This window comes from Mesorhizobium sp. M0923 (genome assembly GCF_040319365.1).
In the GTDB taxonomy this organism is placed as follows: domain Bacteria; phylum Pseudomonadota; class Alphaproteobacteria; order Rhizobiales; family Rhizobiaceae; genus Mesorhizobium.
In genome coordinates this window covers 64,712-76,683 of record NZ_JAMYNW010000005.1, presented here as the reverse complement: position 1 = coordinate 76,683, position 11,972 = coordinate 64,712, and the positions used below count along the sequence as shown (strand labels likewise).

Here is an 11,972-nt window from a genome sequence, read left to right as displayed (position 1 = left end):
TGTTATCCCATTAGGCTGTCAGAAATGGGCCTCTTGTTTCCGGCCATGCACGGTCGTCGGTCGATCGTCATGGCTGAGGAATCGCTGGATCTCCTGGTCGTTCGGCGCCGTCGACCCGCCATGGCGGGTGACCGAGAGCGCCGCCGCCGCATTGGCGTAACGCGCCGCTTCGAACGGCGACACGCCGTGCGAGAGCGCGCTGACGAAGGCGCCGATATGAGTGTCGCCGGCGCCGTTGGTGTCTACCGCCGCGACCTTGAACCCGGGCACATCTTGGGCGGTGCCGTCGGCCAGCCGCACGAAGCAGCCTTTTGCGCCAGCGCGGACGACCACGCCTGCCGCGTTGGGGCAGTGGCTGGCCAGCAGCCGGGCAGCAATAGCCTCGACATCGCCGGTGCCGGCGATCTCAGCCGCTTCGGCGGCGTTGCAGCTCAGCCAGCTCGTGCGCGCCAGCACCCGGTCGAGAATGGTGCGCGGAATGTCTGAAATGATCGGCGTCGGATCGAAGACCAAAGGAATTTCCGCCGGCAGCACCTCGATCCAGTCGACAAGCGCCTCTCGGCTTCCCGGATAGCTAACCGTATAGCCGGAGGTGAACACCCAGTCGCCCGGTGCGACCGAAATGAGCGCCATCATGTCAAGGCTGAGCAAACTCTCTGCACCAGGCCACGAGACAAAGGTGCGCTCGGCATCGCTCGAGATCATGGCGACGCAATTGCCACTGTCCAGAACCGGCGATGCCCGCGTCAGTGTCTCGATCCCCTCCGTGGCTAAGGCCGCGCGCAGGAAGTCGCCATTGGGTCCGCTGCCGAGCTGGCCGCCGAACACCACCTTCATGCCGGTGCGGCTGGCCGCGACCATCATGTTGAAGCCGCCGCCGGCGACTTGTGCAAAGCTCGATGCGGTCTTCTCCGTGCCCGGTGCCGGCAAGGCATCGATGCGGTAGACATAGTCGACTACCGCGCTGCCGATGTGGACGAGACGCCCGCTCATGCTGCCGCATCCTTGCCGGACCTGCTCTTCGCCGTCCGCAGGGCGACCAAGTCGGCGGCGAGCGCGCGCACCCGCCCAATGTCTAGGCCTTTGATCCGGGCGATGTGTTTTTGTGGCAATCGGGAAAAGCCGGTGCAGGCACCGGCCATGCCGGCCGCGATGGCGCCGATCGTGTCGGTGTCGCCACCGAGATTGGCGCTGATGACTGCCGCTTGCCAGGGATCGCCGCCGGCGACTTCCAGCACCGCGAATGCAGCCGGAACAGACTCCTGACTGGCGACGCCGGTGCCGACCAAATCGGTGATCAGCCGGATCGCGTCGCTCGTCTCCTTGCCGCGTACGAGCTTCTGCGCCCACCCAATGCGCGCGGCGATGTCACCGCCGGTCACCCAATAGCCGAGCGTTGCCCCGTGCCTCGCCCCGGCGATGGCTCTGTCGGAAGCGGCGCGCCAGTCACCGCCAGCGATGCCGCGACTGATGGCGGCAGCGACCGCTGCGGCCGAAGCGATTGCGATTGACGTGTTGTGCGTCGCCCTGCAAGTTTCGGCCACTTTGCCGACCAGTGCGTCAAGCGGCTCTGGCGGCATCATGATGCCGACTGGCGCGATGCGCATGGCTGCACCATTTGTGTCGCCGCTGCGTCCCGCTTCCTCGGCTGGCATACCGTTATTGATGGCGTCGATGGCGCGTTTGGTTGATGGTCCCAGCAGATCGTAGCTGCCGCGCGCCTTGACATCGCGTTCCCAGTCGAGCAGCGCGTTGACCCACCGCGCATGGTCAAACCGGTTACCGGATTCGACCAGGATACGGCCAAGCAGAAGCGCCTGTTCTGTGTCGTCGGTGATCGTCCCGGCCGGGAGTCCCTTCGACACCGGATGGTCGGCGAAAGGAGCAATGAAGTCCTCGACATGACCGTAGAGTTCGGCAATCCGCGCCGGCGACAAAAGCTGCGTCGGCATTCCCAGCGCATCTCCCAGTGCCCCGCCCACAAGCGCTCCCATGGCCCGATCGGTTATGTTCCCGGTGTCGTCCGGCATCACTCAGAACCTCATATGCAGCGCAAAATGCGCCGGGTTGAGCAGGCTGGTCACATATTCGATCGGCCGGTCATCGGCGGCGCGGGTCAAGCGGCAACCGCGCAGGAACGGCGTGCCTTGCGGGCAGCCGAGGATTGCGGCGTCCTCTGGGTTGAGCATTTCGATGCCGACCCATTCCTCGCCATGGTCTGGAATGAGACCGGCGCCGCGGAGCGTCTGGTGGAGCGAGCCTTCGCGCAGACCGCGTAACGGCACGTCCTCCAGTTCGGGTGACAATGGCAGGCGGCTGCGCTCAATGGAGATAGCGTGGCCGTCGCTGGCATTGGTGCGCACCCGATCGACAGCGATGAAAAACGGGTTTTCTATACCAAGCAGTGCGGCAAGATCAGGGTCCTCGATCACCTCGAGCCGCAGCGTCCGCGTCTCGGCATTTGCGCCGGCGTTGGCGAGCGCCCGCGACCAACCGATTGAGTCATCGACGGGCTTGCCATCGAAGGTGACGAAAGAGCCGATGCCGACCTTGGTGGTGATCAGCCCGCGGCTGGACAGTTCCTCGAGGCCCTTGCGAACGGTGTTGCGGCTGACGGAGAAACGCTGGACGAGCTCGTTCTCGCTTTGCAACCGGTCGCCGAAGCCCAGAACACCGGAGCGGATTTCATGTTCGAGAACCGTGGCGATCTGTTCGGGCTTGCCCGTACCGGGAGACGATGGGACCACGCGGCGGACCATAGGCATACCTGTTCATTGCACCTGTATAGTCCTGTGCAATGTATCTGCAACGCCAGCTCTGTCAACCGACGGCGGAGGGGGGTAGTGTCTCAGTTTGAAATTTAGCAATTGCGATTTTCACCGCATTGACGGACGATCCCCTTGGGCGACTAGGGGGGTGGAGATGGATCAGACAAACTGGCTTGAGATAGCATACTGGATATCTCAGATCATTCTCACCGTAATAGCTTTTGTCGCGGCCATAGCAGCATGGAACCAGCTAACCCAGGCAGAAAACGCGCGCCTTGCCCAGCTTAGGGCGATGAATGCGACGCTGCTTATGGAGTTAGACAATCGATGGGATTCCGCCGAAATGCGGGAAGCCAGGCGCATTTGCTTCGAATGGACCCAAAAAATAAACGAGACAATTTCAGGTAAGCAATTTGCCGATCAGCAACAGAGGTCGGTGGCCATTTCTGACGAATGGACGAAGCTTCTTAGAGATTGCCGCATTAGGGATATGAAGGAATACGGGAAGCTAATGGGAATGTGCGGGTTTTTCGAAACGGTTGGGTTGATGGTCAAGAAGGACTATATCGCTGCCTCTGATGTCATCGACCTCTTAAAGGGTCCGATGCTGGCCGTGGAGATGTGGTTTGGTGGCCATATTGCTGAAAGAGAAAAAGAAATGGGCGTCGCCAACGGCTTGTATGAGAACGCCCTTAACCTCGTAAAGCTGGCCAAAGCCTAACTTAAAAGACTGGGATATATCTGGTCATCGTTTAGTCCTCCGTTCGGCGGTGAGGATTGGCTCTTGATGTTAACGTCTCGTCAAGAGAAGCGTTCCGCAAGCAGCGCTCGCAACATTCCTATCTGCCCACAAGGGTCATGGTCAATATGAGATCACAGCCTGTCGGTTACAAGTTTGTAACCGATGCCGTCTGTTTTTTGTATGGACCGCGCTTGCCAGGCTTCGGCGCTACGGCGTCCATCTTCTCGCAAAGATCATCCATCGACCAAAGCGTCTGCGACACGCCAGCAGCCATTGCCGGTGAGGTCTTAAGCGTCTTGTGAATGCGAATGAAGTTGTACCAGACGGTGTACAGCGCAACCATGTGGACGTGGTTTTCGAACTTCTTTGAGAACGCATTGGTGAGGCGCGTAAAGCGGCGCATCTGCATGCGCATGGTGAGGTTCTGGCGCTCTACATGCGACGTGCTGACGTGCGCCAGATCGGGCGAGCCTTCGATACGGGTCTTCTTTGCGCCAGTGCACACGGCGGGGCTGTAGCGGCGTTCCTGTGGCACTGCCTTGCCTTCCGGCTCGCCATACATCTTGACCAGCATGGCATAGTCAATGTCGGCTCCAAAGGCTTCCTCGACCGCGTTCAGATAGGCTTTGTGGCCGTCTGTCGTAAGCTGGACGCGGTTGGCAAGGCGTTCCTTCACATCGTCCATGAAGGCCAGCGCATATTCGCCGTCGCGCCCGCCGACCAGCCAGGAAATGATTAGCTTGCTGTCGCTGTCGAGCGCGGTCCACGTCCATGTGTCGCCAGCGCCATCAACGGCGTTTTTCATCGCCGCGACGTTCTTTTGCTTCGCTGCCGTGAAGCTCCAGATTTCATCGCACTGAACGCGCTTGGCCTTCACGTTGCGAACTTCGCGGTCGTGCAGATCGGCGCAGAACTTGCCGGCATCGACCAAGAGCTTCGATACCGTGTTGATCGACACATCGGCAACGCGGGAGATCGACCGCATGGAAGAACCCTCACAAAGCATGGTGAGGATTTGGACGCGGGTTTTCAGGGGCAGCTTGTTCATGCCCCTGATATCTGAACTTTTATGCTTAGTGTCAAGCATAAAAGTTCACGTTACGATGCGCAGTCGCGGACGTGTCGGTTCGTTGCGGTCGAGCGAACCGTATAGTTCCTTGAACTCCCACTCCCGCACGCGCGACATCTGAACAAGCTCAGCCACATCAAAACCAAGATCGTCCACATGAGACCGAAGGATGCTCGGAAGCACCGTCGGCGCATCGAAGGAAAAATCGAGAGCCGCCGGCTCCCTCGTTCTCCATCCGCGCGCGCTTATTTGTTGCCAAAGGTATCTCGCTTGATTGTCTGAAATCGCGTTGAGTGACTGCGCTGACATCAGCAAACTTTGCATCGATACGCGCCACTCCTTCTTTAGAGACGCAAGCAGTTCCAGTGTGACCTTGCGCCCCCGGAAGGCTTCGACCATTTCTTGTGGCGGCAGGAGAAACGCCGAAGCAAATTGATTGGCCTCGTCCTCCATGTGAGCAGTCGGGAAACGATGCATGACCAAATGGCCCAGTTCATGCGCCAGTGTAAATCTAAGCCTATCGGCTGGATGATCGCGGTTTACGAGTATGAGCGGCGGGCGACCTGGCGCAGCGAACGTGACACCGCTCACAGACGCGCCGTGAAAGGATGACTCGCCAACAATGATGCCGGCCTTCTCCATCAGTACCGTAAGGTTCTTAATGGGGCCGTTGACCACCTTCCAGTGGGCTCTCACCACCGACGCTATCTTGGGAATCGAGCCATACACTTCGACGTCCAAGACAGGCAGTTCGTTGGCGGGGTTAAGGTCCACATTCTCCATAAAGCGACGAAGATGAAAGAGCCGAATATTCAGTTCGGCTGTAATCATATCCACGTCTCGCGCCGACACTTCCGACTTTTTCCCACGCAACATTGTATGAACGCTGACCGGGGGGCCGTACACCGTATCTTGAATGGAGAAAAACTCGACGGGCAGGTCAAAGACACTGGCAGCCCGTTCCATGAACTGATGATCGGGCTCGACTAAGCCGTTCTCCATGCGAGAGAGAACCGCCTGTGCGATGCCCAAATCATCAGACGCTTTCTTTTGCGTGAATCCTCGCAACTGCCGCGCAAGGCGCAGCAAATCTCCAAATGTGGCCATAGCTATTCGCCTTTGGCGGTTTCGTCGTCGGTCTTGATCTTCGGCGTCACGAGCGGGCCGTCGTTGTCCGGCGGGCTGCTCGGCAAGATAACGACACCGCTCCCGCTGCTTTCGCCGGCATCATCGATTTCGTAGGACCACAAGACACGATCATTGTTTCGTGCCACGACCAACATGCTCTGGACTGCCGTGCCGATGTCGTTCGCGGACCACACGAACTCGACTTTCGCGGCCTCTGGCGGGAATCCCGGCAAATTCATCTGGGGATCAATGAAGTCCAACACGGCCAAGGTGAGGATGTTCTGCCCAAGGTTGTCGTCATCACCCTTCTTGAACCGGGCGATGACCCTGCCGTCGAAGCAAAACTTTACGGTCTGACTCTCATCGAGCGTCCGCACTGATTTGTCCAAGGCGAACTCAGTGCGGGCATAGCGCGCGATGGCATCGAAAACGTAGTTCGAAATGGTGCGCGGATAGAGAACCGGGGAGAAGCCTTTCGACGCGCGGCATTCCGACACCGACAGCCATTCGGCAAATCCGCGCTCGATAACTGCCCTTATTCGCGCGTGGTATGGAGTCAGCGCTTCGCGGACGTCCGATTCTGAATATTGGTCCATGTTGATTCGGTCCTCTGCTTCGCGGACCACCTTACGCGACTGTTTTGCAAAATCAACAAAAAATATTCACATTCTATTTTGGTGTGTTTTTCCAACGGCTTGCGGCAGCCTTGCGGGCAATTTCGGCGCGCCGCTCTGGCGTCATGTTCTCGGCGCGCTTCTTCCCGCCCTTGGCACCCAGCGCTTTCGCGGCAGGGTCTTTGCCGTCATCAATCACGTCGTCGGCTTCCTCGCCGGTAGCAATGCGCATGACGCGAACGGCATTGCCGATCACGTCGGCGGGGCGCTTCTGGCCTTTAGGTCCGGTCGGCATCAGTCCTTGACCTTGTGCTGACGGATGAAGGCCTCCAAGGATTGTTTTTGCTGGACCTGCATCGGGGGCATTTCCACAAACGTAGCTTGCTGAATGATTGTCTCCTGCGCTTCAGGCGGCAGGCTATCCCATTGGAAAGCGACGGCCATACCCAGCCGGGTGGCAAGGTGTTCGTCACCTTTTGCGATCTTGGGCACTCTTGCTTTGATGGACATTGGCGGAAACTCCACATGCTTTGCGCTAAGCATATAGGCGCTTTCGCCTACGCGGGCAAACCGGAATAGGCCCTTTCGCATATTCCAAATTTCAAACTGAGACACTACCCGGAGGGGCCACACAGATAAACCAAGCTGCTTGATGATACCCAGTGGCCGTGAAGGCCATGCGAGGTGCGGCGGGCGAACGGGGTCGCTGGAGATTCACTGTTCGCTGCTGGAAGACCCCTCGGCTGCCCCGTCACCATCGGCAGAATGCGGCAGAATGCCGAAGTCGCGCGACTTGGTCCCATGCGCCGCCGTCAGGAAGCCATCGGCTGTGAGGCCTCGCCTCAAAAGTTCGCGTACCGCAGCCGACCGGCTCGGCATGCGCTTGTCGAAGCGCCAGTTCTCCAATGCCGCCAGTTCATCGACGGTCAGCATGATCTGCAATCGTTCCGGGCGTTCCAGTTCGGACATCTCGGCCTCCAGCCATACCAGGCTAAAATTAGCTGAGTTAGTATGTTCCTAATTCTTTGTAGAGTTAGGTATATTGGCAGAGTACGTCAAGACCTCCAGATGCATGATCCGTGCAGAAGTCCGATGAAGCGGATCAAGCATCAAATGGGCAATCAACAAAATACGCTAACTACTTGGCACAACACGATTTTTGATGATTTTCGCTTGCCAATCGCGGACCCTGGGCGCATGGTAGAACACGAGGGACAAACCGCTCCCGAAAGGAAGGTTTTCCATGCGCTACGGATTTTCGGTTCGCCTGCACGAAGACGTCAGTTCCCGAGTCCGAGCTACATTGCGGTCCGGGATTGCCATCAATCTGACTGCTGTCGCCGAAGCCGCGCGACTGCAGAACCTTGCCGAGAATGTTGCGCGCGAAGACATCGAATGGCTCGTCATGCAAGCAGCCCAGCTCCAAGGCGCAGCTATCGAGTTCGACGGCTTCGCGGAAACCGATCTGGCGGAGTTCGCGTGCCCCGAACCGATGCAAAGCAGTCCCGCGCTGGGTCGGGACGCCTTGGAGGGCGGGGTGACCGTTTCGCCGGATTTTGGCCGTCAAACGCATTGAGGCGCGTGCTCTTGTGAGCCCCGTCATGCTGCCGCCACGTGCTCGGCAAAAAGCCCGCCATTATGGCGGGCTTTGGACTGATGGAGGTTTGGTGGACGAAGGCCTCTCGGCCGGTCGGACATTTCATTCCGATGTATTCGCCCTAGCGGCGCGCGATCAGCAGGCACAACTGGCGCAAATCGCTGTCATAAGTGCCTTCGCTGCTGAGCACGTCGACGCAGCGCCTCTTCATCCTGGCCAACTTGTCGCTCGACATGTCGGCGACGACCTGGGGTAAGTTGGGATTGCTGGGATTGTTGGGATTGTTGGGATTGGACGGGCTGCCCGGGTTGGACGGATTGCTCGAATTGGTACCACCGCCGATCCCGACACCGGCGCCGACATTGATGCCGCTGCCGATCCCGACCCCCGCGCCGGCCCTGACGCCGCTGCCGACACCTACCCCCGCGCCGGCGGCAATGCCACCGGAACCGCCGATCGTGGCGCCGGCACCGGCGTTGATGCCGCTTCTGCCCCCGACCGACGCGCCGGCGCCCGCGGCAATGCCGCTGGAACCGCCAACCGTTGCGCCGGCGCCGGCGTTGATGCCGCGACTGCCGCCCAGCGACGCACCGAGGCCGGCCTTGATGCCGCCGCTGCCCCCAACCGTTGCGCCGGCACCAGCGTTGATGCCCCGGCGGCCACCAACCGTCGCGCCGAGGCCGGCTTTGATGCCGCCGTTGCCGCCAATGGAAGTGCCAACACCAACGGCAATTCCGTCCGCGGCATTCACGGGCATCGAGAGCATGAAAACAACTGCGCTGCCCGCCACCGCATCGGTGATTGTTTTGATTATGATGGTCATAACACTCTCCTTGCTGTAGTTGCGCTGAACAGCCCGCGACATCGCCGGTGGCATACCTACTAATTTGCAAGAAGATTATCGGTTTCTTTGCCGATCAACTTACTGGCCTCATGGTATCTGTTCACACAACAGCCGAGTGAAGTTTGTAGTGAAATTTTCCGAAAGTTTTACTTCGGGAAGGTCCTCTGCCGGGTGAAGCAATGCGAGCGTCAACTGATGGGCGCCGCGATAGACGAACGTCGCCCCAACGGTCGGTCGCCATGCGATGACAACCGAATGATGGAGATCAACATGCTTACGAAAATCCTGACAGCCTCCATACTTGCAGCCGGTCTGGCGACCGCGGCGATGGCCCAGAATGCCGGCTCGGACAACAATGCGCCTGGCAGTGAGAAGAGCATCGTCGCAAGCCGAATGGCATCGACCCTGGCACGACCAGCAGCACGATGCGCACGACGGGTGCCATGAACTCCAATGCGGATCAAAACTGCCCTGCAACCCCGCAAGGTGCCCAACCCGATGCGTCCAACAAGCCTGCCGGGACGGTTTCCCCGACTGTCAACGACAACAATTGCGGTAAGTAGTAAGCCACGACAATCAGGCTTACCATCGAGGGTGGGCGGCAGCGGGACTGGTTAGGACTGGTCCCGCCTTACGATGGGCCGACCGGACCGCGAGATCCAGCGATGGAATCAAATCCGCTCGAGTTCACGCTTTGCGTGGTCGCGCCTTGGGTTTGGCTCCCTCCTTGGTGGCCGGCTTAGGCTGGCGTGGTTTCGGCTTCGGCCGGCTGGCTGTCTCCTGCGCGGCGGTTTCTGCGTCGATCTCGGCGGTAGCCTGATCCCAATGCTGCTGATGCGCCCCGTCGGGCCTGCCTGCCTGTTCCCAGATCGCGTGTGCCCGCTGGCGAATCCGTTCCTGCCTGTCCGTCACTGTTGCCTCCGTCGGCTCGGTTCATGCGTAAGCAACTTTGTTCTAGCCGAAATTTCGACCCGCGTCTTGAGCGGCAGGCACCGTTATTGAGCCTCTCTGTCACACAGGACAGCAACGCCGAGGAGCGCCGCCTTCTTGATGATCAGCCCTTCAAGATCGGCGTCCGAGCGCTCCGTTCCGGTGCGTTCGCGCAACAGCGCTATCGCCGCCTTCATCGACAGCAGGCCATCGCCTCGTTCAGCAAGCAGTTTGTCGACGGCTGCGGCCACGTTGGTCGGCTCGACATGCGGCAGCATGGGAATGGCTCCTTCCTTATTCCGAGACGACAGCGGCAGCTCCATCCCGATCGCTCGGGATGGAACTCGATTTCATAAGACCGTGACCTTTCCAAATCCGGTTCGCGGTTTGGGAACGCCGGTCACTCGATGACGTGCACGATCCTGCGCGTGCCGGGGTCGACGAGCACGGTGCGACCGTCGACGACGACGTATCTGTATTGCACGTCGGGAACATCGATCGGTTGCAGCTCGACCGTATCGGGCAACGTGGAACCGATATTGAGCTCCACCCCCAGAAGATTGATCGACGCCAACGGGTGCTTGTGGACGTATTCGCGGATGACCGTCTGCTGTTCGGGTGTGACAATCACCTGGTCTGCGGTGGCCACGCCGACGCCGGCGAGCAACACCAATCCCGCCGCAGCAGGAACAAGGTGGATTTTCATCGTCTACTCCTGTTGTTACGGGCCTCGCCTTTACGGTTGCGACGCGGCATTCCGGTCGAAGCGGCGAACCCTCTAGGCAAACGCCCAGGCCACCTTGTTGTTCCGTAAGTGGCGGCTAATCGAATAGCGGTGAAGTGCCCGTGCGTGCGGCGAATGGACTGCGGATGAACTGCGGTGGCCCGCGTCGCAAGACGCGGGCCGATCGGTTTCCCGATCAGCAGCGATACCGGAGGGGGTGATATCGGCTGCGTCTAAAACAACATTTAGGACACGCTAATGTTCCTAGGCGACTGCAACAAACCTGCCGGCTCGAACGGCGCGGCGTTACCGCCCGTCGCAGCCCCATGGGCAGCCCCTGTGGCAGCAAATGAAGCGGCTACTGCTTGGGCGGCTGTGGCGGCACATCGCCGGGCTTGATCACCGGGGTCCTACCCTCATCCGGCGGCGGCGCCGCCATGCCCTGATCGCCCGTTGGCGGCGGGTTCAGCACCCCACCGCATGGCTCGAGCATATCGGACAAATTGTTGCCGGCCGGCTGCTGCTGCTGGCTGTTCTTGTCCGGCGGCTCGACCTTGCAGCGGTCGAATTGCGACTGTTCGCCCGGCTGCGCGGACGCCGGCACCGCCAGCACCAGCGCGCCTAGCATGTACGGCAAGAAAATGAGCGGTCTCATGTCGAGCTCCTTTCGCGCCAGGATCGTCTGACTTGTGAAGCCAGGCAGGCGCGATTGGTTCCGTCGTGCGGCAATGCGCCCGGACCGCAGTGGCCCGGGAACCGGCCGCCAGACTTATGAGTTCAACCACTGAGCCAGTTCAGGGCCGCCGACATTATGGAGAACCAGCGATGGAACCGCGCAGGAAAGAACGAACCGACGACGAGACGGAGAGCCCGACCATCCAGCAACAGGACTGGGATGCCATCCGGAGCGGGAGAATTCTCCCAGACGGCGTGCCGCAAAACGGCGACATCCGTTACGACGTCGAGAAAGACGGCGAACTGCCGGAGGAGGACGACGATAACGCTTACCAGGAAAGCGACGAGGCCTTGCCGGACGATACCGATGAACGCGTTATTTCACGCGATCTCGCACGCGAAGGTGGTCCTTTCGACGAAGAATGAGCCACCGCCTTTCGCACTGCCCTCGCTGTCCGCGTCGGCGGCCGGATGAAAAAGCCCCTGCCTTCAATTCGGGAGGTCGAAAACCGGCTCCTGGCAGCGATAGACCAGACATTGACCGTCACGCGTCTTGATATAAGCGGCGCCCGGCACCTGCGGCCAGTCGCATTCATTGCCGAATCGGCGGACGTATCGGTCGTAGGTGTTCCGTCCGGTGGTGAGCACTACCGAGCGATGCCTCTGGATCAGTAGCTGTGTCTGTTCGCACGTCATCGCGCGGCTGTCCGGCCGGGCGTAGGCCGTCGCGGCAAACAGAAGCGCCCCGGCTGTCAGGACTGCCGCTTGTGTCAGGACTCTGGCAATCATGACACCATCTCCCGTGAAGCCTAACGCGCATCTTGGTCTGGCAGGCGTCGGATCGAGCCGCCCTGTCGCGAAGGAAAGATCGTACAGAATGC

Annotated in this window: 18 protein-coding genes; 3 read left to right on the top strand and 15 right to left on the bottom strand. The window is 60.0% G+C overall.

Annotated elements, in window-relative coordinates:
• Positions 1-18 precede the first annotated feature (18 nt).
• From NKH89_RS10455 to NKH89_RS10445, 3 genes are read right to left on the bottom strand one after another with little or no spacing between them, the layout of a single operon-like run.
• Positions 19-993, bottom strand: a complete 975-nt coding sequence (locus NKH89_RS10455; RefSeq protein WP_352908813.1) for a PfkB family carbohydrate kinase — start codon at positions 991-993, stop codon at positions 19-21.
• Positions 990-2,030 carry an ADP-ribosylglycohydrolase family protein gene (locus NKH89_RS10450; RefSeq protein ID WP_023721296.1) on the bottom strand — a complete coding sequence of 347 codons (1,041 nt, stop codon included), beginning with the start codon at positions 2,028-2,030 and terminating at the stop codon, positions 990-992. The genes NKH89_RS10455 and NKH89_RS10450 overlap by 4 nt, the downstream gene beginning before the upstream one ends.
• 3 nt (positions 2,031-2,033) lie before the next feature.
• Entirely contained in the window at positions 2,034-2,759 is a 726-nt protein-coding gene (locus NKH89_RS10445) for a GntR family transcriptional regulator (protein ID WP_023721297.1), read from the bottom strand.
• Positions 2,760-2,922: 163 nt separating this feature from the next.
• Between NKH89_RS10445 and NKH89_RS10440 the strand changes: the two genes are divergently transcribed.
• Positions 2,923-3,489, top strand: coding sequence for a DUF4760 domain-containing protein (locus tag NKH89_RS10440; protein WP_352908811.1), 567 nt, complete (start codon positions 2,923-2,925; stop codon positions 3,487-3,489).
• A gap of 166 nt (positions 3,490-3,655) precedes the next feature.
• On the opposite strand, the gene NKH89_RS10435 is transcribed toward NKH89_RS10440, so the two are convergent.
• From NKH89_RS10435 to NKH89_RS10410, 6 genes are all read right to left on the bottom strand, one after another.
• Positions 3,656-4,558: an IS1 family transposase gene (locus NKH89_RS10435; RefSeq protein WP_352908917.1), complete on the bottom strand. Its 903-nt coding sequence runs from the start codon at positions 4,556-4,558 to the stop codon at positions 3,656-3,658.
• A gap of 45 nt (positions 4,559-4,603) precedes the next feature.
• Positions 4,604-5,686, bottom strand: a complete 1,083-nt coding sequence (locus tag NKH89_RS10430) for a helix-turn-helix domain-containing protein (RefSeq protein ID WP_352908810.1) — start codon at positions 5,684-5,686, stop codon at positions 4,604-4,606.
• Between the two features lie 2 nt (positions 5,687-5,688).
• Entirely contained in the window at positions 5,689-6,303 is a 615-nt protein-coding gene (locus tag NKH89_RS10425) for a hypothetical protein (RefSeq protein WP_352908808.1), read from the bottom strand.
• Positions 6,304-6,376: 73 nt separating this feature from the next.
• Entirely contained in the window at positions 6,377-6,577 is a 201-nt protein-coding gene (locus NKH89_RS10420) for an RNA-binding protein (protein WP_352908807.1), read from the bottom strand.
• A 38-nt stretch (positions 6,578-6,615) separates the two neighbouring features.
• Positions 6,616-6,831, bottom strand: a complete 216-nt coding sequence (locus NKH89_RS10415; protein ID WP_352908806.1) for a hypothetical protein — start codon at positions 6,829-6,831, stop codon at positions 6,616-6,618.
• 204 nt (positions 6,832-7,035) lie between these two features.
• Positions 7,036-7,290 carry a hypothetical protein gene (locus NKH89_RS10410; RefSeq protein ID WP_023721298.1) on the bottom strand — a complete coding sequence of 85 codons (255 nt, stop codon included), beginning with the start codon at positions 7,288-7,290 and terminating at the stop codon, positions 7,036-7,038.
• A gap of 274 nt (positions 7,291-7,564) precedes the next feature.
• Between NKH89_RS10410 and NKH89_RS10405 the strand changes: the two genes are divergently transcribed.
• Positions 7,565-7,897: a hypothetical protein gene (locus NKH89_RS10405; RefSeq protein ID WP_023721299.1), complete on the top strand. Its 333-nt coding sequence runs from the start codon at positions 7,565-7,567 to the stop codon at positions 7,895-7,897.
• Between the two features lie 142 nt (positions 7,898-8,039).
• Here the strand turns inward: NKH89_RS10405 and NKH89_RS10400 are convergent, their stop codons facing one another.
• The 5 genes from NKH89_RS10400 to NKH89_RS10380 form a co-directional block, all read right to left on the bottom strand.
• Entirely contained in the window at positions 8,040-8,741 is a 702-nt protein-coding gene (locus NKH89_RS10400) for a hypothetical protein (RefSeq protein WP_352496038.1), read from the bottom strand.
• 708 nt (positions 8,742-9,449) lie between these two features.
• Positions 9,450-9,674, bottom strand: coding sequence for a DUF2934 domain-containing protein (locus tag NKH89_RS10395; RefSeq protein ID WP_352481615.1), 225 nt, complete (start codon positions 9,672-9,674; stop codon positions 9,450-9,452).
• 83 nt (positions 9,675-9,757) lie between these two features.
• Positions 9,758-10,015, bottom strand: a complete 258-nt coding sequence (locus NKH89_RS10390; protein WP_352481616.1) for a hypothetical protein — start codon at positions 10,013-10,015, stop codon at positions 9,758-9,760.
• 77 nt (positions 10,016-10,092) lie between these two features.
• A complete protein-coding gene (locus NKH89_RS10385) occupies positions 10,093-10,398 on the bottom strand; it encodes a DUF1236 domain-containing protein (RefSeq protein WP_031195423.1) in 306 nt (101 codons plus the stop codon).
• Positions 10,399-10,774: 376 nt separating this feature from the next.
• Positions 10,775-11,071 carry a hypothetical protein gene (locus NKH89_RS10380; RefSeq protein ID WP_352481617.1) on the bottom strand — a complete coding sequence of 99 codons (297 nt, stop codon included), beginning with the start codon at positions 11,069-11,071 and terminating at the stop codon, positions 10,775-10,777.
• Between the two features lie 170 nt (positions 11,072-11,241).
• On the opposite strand from NKH89_RS10380, the gene NKH89_RS10375 reads away from it, so the two are divergent.
• The gene (locus tag NKH89_RS10375; RefSeq protein WP_023723033.1) at positions 11,242-11,517 is read left to right on the top strand and encodes a hypothetical protein; all 276 of its coding nucleotides are present in this window, start codon (positions 11,242-11,244) and stop codon (positions 11,515-11,517) included.
• Positions 11,518-11,580: 63 nt separating this feature from the next.
• Here NKH89_RS10375 and NKH89_RS10370 read toward each other — a convergent pair whose 3' ends face one another.
• Positions 11,581-11,880: a hypothetical protein gene (locus NKH89_RS10370; protein ID WP_352496037.1), complete on the bottom strand. Its 300-nt coding sequence runs from the start codon at positions 11,878-11,880 to the stop codon at positions 11,581-11,583.
• Between the last annotated feature and the right edge of the window lie 92 nt (positions 11,881-11,972).

Excerpts from the sequence above, each read along its gene's own strand:
- NKH89_RS10455 (WP_352908813.1), bottom strand. The coding sequence starts at position 993 with ATGAGCGGGCGTCTCGTCCACATCGGCAGCGCGGTAGTCGACTATGTC.
- NKH89_RS10450 (WP_023721296.1), bottom strand. The coding sequence starts at position 2,030 with ATGCCGGACGACACCGGGAACATAACCGATCGGGCCATGGGAGCGCTT.
- NKH89_RS10445 (WP_023721297.1), bottom strand. The coding sequence starts at position 2,759 with ATGGTCCGCCGCGTGGTCCCATCGTCTCCCGGTACGGGCAAGCCCGAA.
- NKH89_RS10440 (WP_352908811.1), top strand. The coding sequence starts at position 2,923 with ATGGATCAGACAAACTGGCTTGAGATAGCATACTGGATATCTCAGATC.
- NKH89_RS10435 (WP_352908917.1), bottom strand. The coding sequence starts at position 4,558 with ATGAACAAGCTGCCCCTGAAAACCCGCGTCCAAATCCTCACCATGCTT.
- NKH89_RS10430 (WP_352908810.1), bottom strand. The coding sequence starts at position 5,686 with ATGGCCACATTTGGAGATTTGCTGCGCCTTGCGCGGCAGTTGCGAGGA.
- NKH89_RS10425 (WP_352908808.1), bottom strand. The coding sequence starts at position 6,303 with ATGGACCAATATTCAGAATCGGACGTCCGCGAAGCGCTGACTCCATAC.
- NKH89_RS10415 (WP_352908806.1), bottom strand. The coding sequence starts at position 6,831 with ATGTCCATCAAAGCAAGAGTGCCCAAGATCGCAAAAGGTGACGAACAC.
- NKH89_RS10410 (WP_023721298.1), bottom strand. The coding sequence starts at position 7,290 with ATGTCCGAACTGGAACGCCCGGAACGATTGCAGATCATGCTGACCGTC.
- NKH89_RS10405 (WP_023721299.1), top strand. The coding sequence starts at position 7,565 with ATGCGCTACGGATTTTCGGTTCGCCTGCACGAAGACGTCAGTTCCCGA.
- NKH89_RS10400 (WP_352496038.1), bottom strand. The coding sequence starts at position 8,741 with ATGACCATCATAATCAAAACAATCACCGATGCGGTGGCGGGCAGCGCA.
- NKH89_RS10390 (WP_352481616.1), bottom strand. The coding sequence starts at position 10,015 with ATGGAGCTGCCGCTGTCGTCTCGGAATAAGGAAGGAGCCATTCCCATG.
- NKH89_RS10385 (WP_031195423.1), bottom strand. The coding sequence starts at position 10,398 with ATGAAAATCCACCTTGTTCCTGCTGCGGCGGGATTGGTGTTGCTCGCC.
- NKH89_RS10380 (WP_352481617.1), bottom strand. The coding sequence starts at position 11,071 with ATGAGACCGCTCATTTTCTTGCCGTACATGCTAGGCGCGCTGGTGCTG.
- NKH89_RS10375 (WP_023723033.1), top strand. The coding sequence starts at position 11,242 with ATGGAACCGCGCAGGAAAGAACGAACCGACGACGAGACGGAGAGCCCG.
- NKH89_RS10370 (WP_352496037.1), bottom strand. The coding sequence starts at position 11,880 with ATGATTGCCAGAGTCCTGACACAAGCGGCAGTCCTGACAGCCGGGGCG.